This is a genomic window from Thermoanaerobacter thermocopriae JCM 7501, from assembly GCF_001310975.1.
GTDB classification, from domain to species: Bacteria; Bacillota; Thermoanaerobacteria; order Thermoanaerobacterales; family Thermoanaerobacteraceae; genus Thermoanaerobacter; species Thermoanaerobacter thermocopriae.
This window is the reverse complement of sequence record NZ_BAZY01000052.1, coordinates 1-8,468: the sequence shown is the minus strand read 5'-3', so window position 1 is coordinate 8,468 and position 8,468 is coordinate 1. Positions and strand designations below refer to the sequence as shown.

Here is an 8,468-nt window from a genome sequence, read left to right as displayed (position 1 = left end):
CATTTATTTATTTTATTTTCATATAAACATTTTAATTTATCATAAATTTTTTTAAATAGCTTTAATTTCCAAAAACAAATCCAATAAAAGTCGACAGTATAATTACTAAACTTACATAGGTAATAGTCTTTTTTGGCCCGAGGACGCTATTAATTACAAGCATGCTAGGAAGACTCAAAGCAGGTCCTGAGAGCAAAAGTGCGAGGGCAGGACCTTGCCCCATCCCGTAACCCAAAAGGCCCTGAATTATGGGAACTTCTGTAAGAGTAGAAAAATACATAAAAGCACCTATTATTGAAGCAATGAAATTTGAAAGTAATGAGTTTCCACCAACAAGAGCTTCAACATACCTTGAGGGGAGTATTCCTGCATCATACCCCGGCCTTCCCATTAAAAATCCTGCTATCGCAACACCTCCAAAAAGAAGGGGAAGTATCTGTTTGGCAAGACTCCAAGTAGCTTCGAGCCATGAGGTGATTTCTTCTTTTTTGAACCATTTAACAAGGATTATCGTAAGGAACACAAGAAAAAATACTGTCAAGTACCATTTTACGTTATATACAGTACTGAAAAATCCTACAGGCTGTGCGGGTTTACCCCATGCTGCAAAAATTAATATAAATACAAGGCTTGCAAAAAACAAAAAATCCTGCAATAGGCTTCTTCCTTCATTTTTTGTTGAAAGTTGATAGATTTTTGACAGCCTTGCCACATCTTCTTTTTTAAATATTATTTCCATGATTAAGCCAATAACAATTGAAAATAATACTGCCCCAACTGTCCTTGCTATTCCCAATTTATATCCCAAAATTCTTGCTGTCATTATTATTGCAAGGACGTTTATTGCAGGTCCTGAATACAAAAACGCTATTGCGGGACCAAGACCAGCTCCTCTTTTATAAATTCCCGTGAAAAGTGGCAAAATCGTGCACGAGCAAACAGCAAGGATTGTTCCGGATACTGAGGCGACCGCGTAGGAAAGCCATTTTTTTGCCCCACCGCCGAAGTATTTCATAACCGCCTGCTGGGAAATAAAGTTTGAAATTGCACCTGCTATGAAAAGAGCAGGTATTAAGCAGGTTAATACATGATGCCTTGCGTAATCTTGAAGCATGTAAAGGGATTCTATGACAGCCCCTTTAAAGTGCATGCTCTCTAAAGGCATATAGTAAACAAAAAAGAAAACACCTGCAATGACTAGAATTTTTTTAATTTCTTCCTTCATTTGTGGCCTCCTTTTTGATAAATTTTAATATTAACAAAATTATTCAACTTCTACTTACTGGAGTCAATAAAGGAAACCTTAGTTACAAGATCACACTTTATGGTTTTGTCAATACAGATAAAATAATCTTTCATACAAGGGAATCTTACTTTGTAAAATACTGAAAGACCTTCTTTTCTGCTTTCTAAAATGCCAGCTTTTTTTAATATGCTTAAATGTTTTGATATTGTCGATTGATCTACACCTATTTTATTTACAATTTCGCATACGCAAATTTCCTTTTCATTTAAAATTACGTCTAAAATTTTCAACCTTGTCGGATGAGAAAGGGCCTTAAAAAATTCTGCGCGGAGTTCATAGATGTTTTCTGCCATGGGATTCACCTCCTATATTCCTATATTAGCATATAGGAAATATTAGGTCAACAAAAAATTTTCAAAAACCCAATAAGACAAAAGTTGGCTCATTAATAATTAAATACAACAACAAAAAAAGAGAGTTAAAACAGAAAAAACCAGTACGATATTGATACCAAATCAAATACATGGAAGATTGTTGTGGAGGTGCTTATTAAAAATAGTACAATCCAGATTCTGACAAAGTTTATCTATTGAAATTTTAGGAGGTCCGAATCAGGAATATTAAAAGCCGCCACGACAAAGTGAAAAGGCAGATGCAAAAAGTATCTGCCTTTTTGTATTTTTATTGTAAGACTTTTTTTGTGATGAATGGTTTTTATTATGTATATACACACTTTTTTGAAAAATTTGATGCATTTAATTTGAAAATAGTGAAGAACACATTTTTCACATAATTTATTTAAAACTTTTTGATTATTTTATGTTATACCTTAAATATGGAGGTGAAAATCTTGCCAAGAAAAATTTATCTTGTAGAAGATGAAAAAAGCCTTAATGTTTTACTTGAAAAATATTTACAGCGAGAAGGCTATGAAGTTACTACTTTTTTGGATGGAAATTCTGCAATGCAAAGAATAAAAGATTTGCCGGACCTTTGGATACTGGATATAATGTTGCCGGATATAGATGGCTATGAATTGATTAAGGCAATTAAGCAATATAATCAAAATACCCCTGTAATATTTATATCTGCAAGAAATGAAGAGCTTGACAGGGTAGTTGGATTAGAGTTAGGAAGTGACGACTATTTATCTAAGCCTTTTTTACCAAGAGAACTTGTTATCAGAACTAATAAACTTATGGAGAGAATCTATGGAAATAATGGGAAAAAAGCTGAAAACGACGTAAACATAGGTAACTACAGAATCAGCAAAAGACAGCGAACAATTTTTGATGGAGATAATGAAATCCAGCTTACCAATAAAGAATTTGAGCTTTTAAACTATTTTGTTGAAAACAAAAATATTTTGCTATCAAGAGAACAAATTTTAAATAAAGTATGGGGCGAAGATTATTTTGGGTCAGACAGAGTGATTGATGATACAATTAGAAGGTTGAGGAAAAAGCTCAATAAATTAAAAATTGAAACCGTATATGGATATGGCTATAGATTGGTGGAAAAATCATGAAGCGCTTTAGATTTAAATCATTGACAATGAGAATATGGGTGACTTTTTCAGTGGTAATTTTAATTATAATTTGCAGTACTTCAATTTTGTATTTGTTTGCTTTTAGAAAGATGGATGAAAATGCAAAAATGCAGGATTTGAAAGTTGTGCATGAGGCACTACTAAAAAGCAACGATTTTAATCAACCTTTAAGCAATTTTAGTAAGATAAAGAATCTTAGAAACAGCGACAATTTTATTGTGAATATAGACGACAACAATAGGATATCGATAATAGATATCAATAAAAGAGGAGTACCCCCACCTCCGCCACCTCCAGGACATAATGATATAGCCATAAAAATATGGATGACTAGTTTTATAAAGGGCGACAACATCCATGAAAAGCAATTTAAAGAAGTCTATAATAATGTGCAATTTTTATTTATAATAAGCTCTATTGAATACGGCAGCACGGGGAAATCATATTTGATATCATATATGCCAAATATAAAAAATGACACTCTGCTATACATGGTAATTATAATAGGACTTATATTTATCGTTATTGGCTTTTTTGCAGCAAAATTGTTGCAAATTATATCTCGAAGCCCTTAAAAGAACTTGAAAACTATACAGTAAAAATAGCCCATAAAGATTGGAGTGAACCGATTAAAATTAAAAGCGAAGATGAAATAGGAAGATTGGCAAAAGCATGAATAGAATGCAAAAAGAATTAAAACGCGCCGATGAGGAAGAAAAGACGTTTTTGCAAAGTATATCTCACGATTTAAAAACACCTGTTATGGTGATTATGAGCCACGCTGAAGCAATAATTGACGGAGTATATATAGATTCTATTGAAAAAACCGCCGAAATAATAAAGGATGAAGCTACAAGATTAGAAAAAAAGATTAACCAGATGTTATATTTAAACACTTTAGATTATCTTCTTGAAAACAGCGGCAAAAATACCTATATAAATTTACATGATTTACTTTTGCGTATAATAAGCAGATTTGAAGTTATTAACAGCAAAATTGAGTGGAATTTGGACTTGGATGACGTTACAATTATGGGCGATGTAGATAAAATACAAGTCTGCATTGAGAATATTTTAGATAATGCACAAAGATATGCGGAAGAAAAAATTTGCATATCTTTAAAAAAAGAAAAAGACTATGCAGTACTTGAAATATACAATGACGGGCCAAACATTGACAAAGAACATATCGACCATATTTTCGATAAACTTTATAAAGATAAAACTGGTAATTTTGGTTTAGGCCTTGCTATTTCTAAAAAGATCATAGATTTTTACAATGGCGAAATTAAAGCAGTAAATAGGGAAAAAGGTGTAAGTTTTATCATAAAATATCCTATAAAATAAAAGCAATTGGCACTTTTGCTGATTGCTTTTATTTTATGCAATCACACAAAATTCACATAATCATTTGATATTAATGCAACAAATATGCTCTATACTTTTTTAAAAGAAGGAACTCTTTTTAAGTCCTGTTTTTTATCTTCCTTAAGAATGAGCACAGTTTTACGTGAAATTAAAAACTAAGAAAGGATTGATAAAATGGAAATAAAAAAGGCTGTTATTCCAGCAGCTGGATTAGGAACCAGATTTCTGCCAATTACAAAAACTATACCCAAGGAAATGCTACCTATTGTGGATAAACCTGTTATACATTATATTGTGGAGGAGGCTGTTAATTCTGGCATCAAAGAGATATTGATAATTACTAACAAAAATAAAAAAGCTATAGAAGATTACTTTGACAAGTTTGATGAAATTGAAAATGAAATTAAAAAAAGTAACAAAGAAGAGTTATTACCATTAATACGGAATACATGCAATATGGCTGATATTTATTATGTAAGGCAAAAAGAACTTAAAGGATTGGGACATGCAATAAGTTGTGCAAAAGCTTTTGTTGGTAACCAACCTTTTGCAGTTTTGTTGGGTGATGACCTTGTTGACAGCAAGGTTCCATGCCTTAAACAATTGATAAACTGCTATTCTAAATACAATTCACCTATTTTAGGAGTGCAAGCTATTGATAAAAAGGATGTTGTAAAATATGGAATTATAGATGGTATACCACTTGAGGACGGAACTTACAAAATTAAAAGCATGGTAGAAAAACCTAATGTCAGTGAAGCTCCATCGAATATTGCTGTCTTGGGTAGATATATACTAACTCCTCAGATATTTGATATACTTGAAAAAACCGAACCTGGGAAGAATGGAGAGGTACAGCTTACAGATGCGTTAAAAGTATTAGCACAGCAGCGACCAATATATGCTTATCACTTTGAAGGAAAAAGATATGACATTGGCGACAAGTTTGGGTTTCTTCAGGCTAATATAGATTATGCATTAAAGCGCAAAGAGTTGAGAAAAAGCCTTATAATATATCTTCAAGCTGTTTTGAAATCTTAATAAGGTGTAGCTTCCCGATTTTTAATGTTTTAGGGAAAGGAGTATAGATAATGTCTAAAAAGCAGATATTTAAAATTAGCCTGATTTTGATTTTGGGATTATCGATTTTTTTATGCATTTATACCACCTGGGAATATAGCAATAATATAATATCGCATCAAAAGGCTACTGAACATTTTATGCCGCCTATGGACAGCAGAAGTCAAATGGACAAAAATCAATTTCCGAATTTAAATCCAATGCAACCTGTACATCCTCAAGGCAGGAAAATGTCCAACATGAACATCAGTTCTATTTTTAAATACACTCTACCAATTGGCATATATTCAATGATTTTCCTATTTCTTTTTATTACTTTTTACTACTTTTTCATACATAAAAATACCAAGGTTAGACTAGATAATGAGATGAGAGTAGTAATTATTTTGCTTTGTATAGGTTTATTTTTCCGCATTTCATTAACAACATTAATAGAAGGTCATCCGGGTGACATAAACCTTTTTAAAAGTTGGGCAACATCTGCAGCAAATGACCTATTTAAATTTTATAAAAATACAACTTCCTGCGATTATCCTCCATTTTATATTTACATCCTTTTTCTTATTGGTAAAGTTGTGAGCATTCTGGCCTTAGAAAATTATTATACAATATTGTTAAAATTGCCTTCAATAATAGCTGATATTGTTACAGCCTTTCTTATTTATAAATTGGCTAAAAAACATCTTTCTCCAACAATTGCTATTTTTACGTCTACATTTTATGCGTTTAACCCAGCAGTTTTTACCAATTCAGCAATATGGGGACAAGTAGATTCCTTCTTTACTTTACTGGTTGTAGTGGCACTGCTTTTTTTATCACAAAAAAAATATGTACTATCTTCTACCGCGTTTACAGGGGCTGTACTAATGAAACCACAAGGAATAGTTTTCTTGCCAGTGCTTTTTTTCGAGTTAATAAGGGAAAAAAATCTCAAGACTTATATAAAAGTAATACTTTCTGCTTTAGTGACAGCTGTAGTTATTATTCTTCCATTTTCTTCAAATAGAGATGTGTTGTGGATTTTTAGATTATTTTTAAGTACCATATCAGAATATCCTTACGCTTCTGTTAATGCGTTTAACTTTTTCGGCTTACTTGGTGCGAATTATGTGAAAGATACTTCTGTCCTTTTTATATTCAATTATCATACTTGGGGAACGATTTTTATAGTTACAATTACCCTCCTTTCGTGGTTTATTTATGCTAAAGCAAACAGCAATTTATATGTTTTTGCTATAGCTGTTGTACAGATAGCAGGGGTGTTTACTTTTTCTACTAGCATGCATGAAAGATATTTGTTTCCAGCAATTGCTTTAGCAGTGTTAGCTTTTGTATATCTTAAAGACAAAAGATTTCTGGTATTGGCGGGTGGGTTTACTGCTACTGTCTTTGTAAATACCTATTACGTCTTGCTTCAAACATTAAAGGGCATAAATAACATACCATATAATTTTTTGCTGGTAGTTATTTCGCTTTTGAACATAGCATTGTTCATTTATCTTATCAAAATTTTGCTGGATAGCACCATTAAAAATAAAACACCTGCGACAACTGTCAATGATATAATCCCATAAACTTCACATATTTATTTGATACTAATATGACAATTACTAAGTATGCTTTAGAATATAAAGTTAACTCTTTTAAAAATTTGAAATATCATTTGGAATGACAAGTTAAGAGGTGAATTTTAATGTTGGAATATTTATATAGTCAAAATTCGATGGTACCACGTATAGTCATTACTCAAAATGACAAAAAGACTAAATTGAAGGCTTTTTTAGATCTATTTAGCATTTTTGTAAATAGAGAGTAGGTAGGAGACAAAGTATTTACAACTAATTAAGGAGGTATTCAAGATAATGAGTAAAACCGTCTATTCTGTGGTAGTGCCTGTCTACAATGAAGAATTGGTGATTGAAGAAAGTTATAAAAGAATAAAATCTGTCATGGACTCAACTAATGAAAGCTACGAAATTATTTTTGTAAATGATGGAAGCAAAGATAGGACAAGAAGTAAGGCAGAACAAATATGCAATAGAGACAAAAATGTAAAACTTATAAATTTTTCCCGCAATTTTGGACACCAAGCTGCAATAACAGCGGGAATGAAGTTGTCATCAGGAGATGCTGTTATTGTAATTGATGCGGATTTGCAAGATCCTCCAGAAGTAATGATTGAAATGATAAAAAAGTGGAAAGAAGGCTATGATGTAGTATATGGCAAAAGAGTCAAAAGAGAAGGGGAATCCTTTTTTAAGAAGTTTACAGCGAAAGCATTTTATAGATTATTAAAATTTATGACAAATATTGATATACCCGTGGATGCAGGTGACTTTAGACTTATAGATCGCAAAGTGTGCAATGTGTTATCGTCGCTTCCAGAAAGGAATAGATATATAAGGGGACTTGTTAGCTGGGCTGGTTTTAAGCAGACAGCTGTGGAATTTATACGACAAGAGAGATTTGCTGGAGAAAGCAAGTATCCTTTAAAAAAGATGATAAAATTAGCTATTGACGGAATAACTTCATTTTCCTACAAACCTTTGACTTTTGCTAGTCTTGTGGGAGGAATAGCAACACTAGTTGGCATGATTTCGACGATAGTAATCTTTCTGAAAAATATAATTAGCGATGAAGAAATATTAAGTTTAGGGTTTATTTTAGCAGTTAATATTGCTATGTTTGGATTGATATTAGGGTGGATTGGCATAATAGGAGAGTATATAGGAAGGATTATGGATGAAAGTAGGGGCAGGCCCCTATATATAATTGAAAGTATATTAAATTACAAGGAGATACCAGAGGAATATGGAAAGAATATCTGACTGATAGATTACATTTATAATGGAAAATTAAAACATATAAGTCGCTTTGGAACAGTAGGAATAACCAATACTTTAATAGATTTTTTCGTGTTTACCGTATTCTACAAAATAATTGGAGTGAATTACGTTTTTAGTCAAGCTATAGGATATAGTTGTGGAGTGATAAACAGTTTTGTATTAAATAGAAAGTGGACTTTTGAAGTAAAAAATGCTAATAGTAAGATATTTTGGGAATTTGTAAAGTTTCTAGTATCGAATTTAATTTCTCTTGTGATTACAATGTTAACTATTGATTATTTAGTCAAAAATCTGCAATTAAATGTGTATATATCTAAAATAATTGTTACCCTTATAGCCCAAGTGATAAACTTCTTTTATATAAGTTATGGGTATTTTA

Annotated in this window: 11 protein-coding genes; 9 read left to right on the top strand and 2 right to left on the bottom strand. The window is 31.8% G+C overall.

The window, feature by feature from the left end; all coding sequences use genetic code 11:
- Window positions 1-61: 61 nt before the first annotated feature.
- Both JCM7501_RS12045 and JCM7501_RS12040 read right to left on the bottom strand, forming a co-directional pair.
- The gene (locus JCM7501_RS12045; protein ID WP_054644882.1) at window positions 62-1,225 is read right to left on the bottom strand and encodes a permease; all 1,164 of its coding nucleotides are present in this window, start codon (window positions 1,223-1,225) and stop codon (window positions 62-64) included.
- A gap of 50 nt (window positions 1,226-1,275) precedes the next feature.
- On the bottom strand, window positions 1,276-1,599 hold the full coding sequence (locus JCM7501_RS12040; RefSeq protein ID WP_012994985.1) for an ArsR/SmtB family transcription factor: 324 nt from the start codon (window positions 1,597-1,599) through the stop codon (window positions 1,276-1,278).
- A gap of 497 nt (window positions 1,600-2,096) precedes the next feature.
- On the opposite strand from JCM7501_RS12040, the gene JCM7501_RS12035 reads away from it, so the two are divergent.
- The 9 genes from JCM7501_RS12035 to JCM7501_RS12010 all read left to right on the top strand — a co-directional run.
- Window positions 2,097-2,774, top strand: coding sequence for a response regulator transcription factor (locus JCM7501_RS12035; protein ID WP_028992558.1), 678 nt, complete (start codon window positions 2,097-2,099; stop codon window positions 2,772-2,774).
- Window positions 2,771-3,370 carry a hypothetical protein gene (locus JCM7501_RS16805; RefSeq protein WP_256201480.1) on the top strand — a complete coding sequence of 200 codons (600 nt, stop codon included), beginning with the start codon at window positions 2,771-2,773 and terminating at the stop codon, window positions 3,368-3,370. Before JCM7501_RS12035 ends, JCM7501_RS16805 begins: the two co-directional genes overlap by 4 nt.
- Complete coding sequence (locus JCM7501_RS16800) at window positions 3,283-3,471, top strand: HAMP domain-containing protein (protein WP_306301463.1); 189 nt, start codon at window positions 3,283-3,285, stop codon at window positions 3,469-3,471. Before JCM7501_RS16805 ends, JCM7501_RS16800 begins: the two co-directional genes overlap by 88 nt.
- The gene (locus JCM7501_RS16795; protein WP_256201479.1) at window positions 3,468-4,142 is read left to right on the top strand and encodes a sensor histidine kinase; all 675 of its coding nucleotides are present in this window, start codon (window positions 3,468-3,470) and stop codon (window positions 4,140-4,142) included. The genes JCM7501_RS16800 and JCM7501_RS16795 overlap by 4 nt, the downstream gene beginning before the upstream one ends.
- A gap of 195 nt (window positions 4,143-4,337) precedes the next feature.
- Entirely contained in the window at window positions 4,338-5,204 is an 867-nt protein-coding gene (gene galU / locus JCM7501_RS12025) for a UTP--glucose-1-phosphate uridylyltransferase GalU (protein ID WP_028992560.1), read from the top strand.
- A 50-nt stretch (window positions 5,205-5,254) separates the two neighbouring features.
- Window positions 5,255-6,817, top strand: coding sequence for a glycosyltransferase family 39 protein (locus JCM7501_RS12020; RefSeq protein WP_028992561.1), 1,563 nt, complete (start codon window positions 5,255-5,257; stop codon window positions 6,815-6,817).
- A 119-nt stretch (window positions 6,818-6,936) separates the two neighbouring features.
- Window positions 6,937-7,059, top strand: a complete 123-nt coding sequence (locus JCM7501_RS15460) for a hypothetical protein (RefSeq protein ID WP_013150163.1) — start codon at window positions 6,937-6,939, stop codon at window positions 7,057-7,059.
- Window positions 7,060-7,105: 46 nt separating this feature from the next.
- A complete protein-coding gene (locus tag JCM7501_RS12015) occupies window positions 7,106-8,071 on the top strand; it encodes a glycosyltransferase family 2 protein (protein ID WP_154653794.1) in 966 nt (321 codons plus the stop codon).
- A gap of 87 nt (window positions 8,072-8,158) precedes the next feature.
- A partial coding sequence (locus JCM7501_RS12010) for a GtrA family protein (protein WP_256201478.1) occupies window positions 8,159-8,468 on the top strand: 310 nt, incomplete at its 3' end.